At 57.6% G+C, this 451-nt stretch carries 1 protein-coding gene and 1 pseudogene; both read left to right on the forward strand.

The window, feature by feature from the left end; genetic code table 11:
- Positions 1 to 181 (forward strand): annotated as a pseudogene (locus tag K5Q99_RS23190) (hypothetical protein); the annotation flags it as partial.
- A 25-nt stretch (positions 182 to 206) separates the two neighbouring features.
- Positions 207 to 451: orotidine 5'-phosphate decarboxylase / HUMPS family protein (locus K5Q99_RS23195; protein WP_220778151.1), on the forward strand; the 245-nt coding region annotated here is incomplete at its 3' end.

The following is a 451-nucleotide window of genomic DNA, read 5'->3' on the forward strand; positions in this document are numbered from 1 at the left end:
GACAAGTGCCGACGCCCTCGAACTCATGATAGCTGGGGCTTCGGCAGTTGGCGTCGGAACCGCTAACTTCACTGATCCGTTGGCCTGTCCCAAGATCATTAACGGTCTTGAGCCGCTCATGGATGACCTAGGCATTGCGAGCCTTGAGGACCTTCGGACTCAGGTTAGGCAGTCTCGTTGATCCGACCACCACTCAAGGAGTTCATATGGATATCACCCGCCCGATCATCGCTCTCGATCTTCCCAGCGCCGAGGCAGCTCTTGACTTCGTAGGTCGATTCGACGGGGAGAACCTTTTCGTCAAAGTCGGCATGGAGTTGTTTTACGCAGCGGGGCCTAGCGTGGTGACCAGCCTCAAGGAGGCCGGGCACAACGTCTTCTGTGACCTCAAGCTTCACGACATTCCCAATACCGTCAAGGGCGCCGCTTCGAGCCTCTCCAAGCTGGGCGC

It is taken from the genome of Shewanella hafniensis, from assembly GCF_019655335.1.
Lineage (GTDB): Bacteria > Pseudomonadota > Gammaproteobacteria > Enterobacterales > Shewanellaceae > Shewanella > Shewanella hafniensis.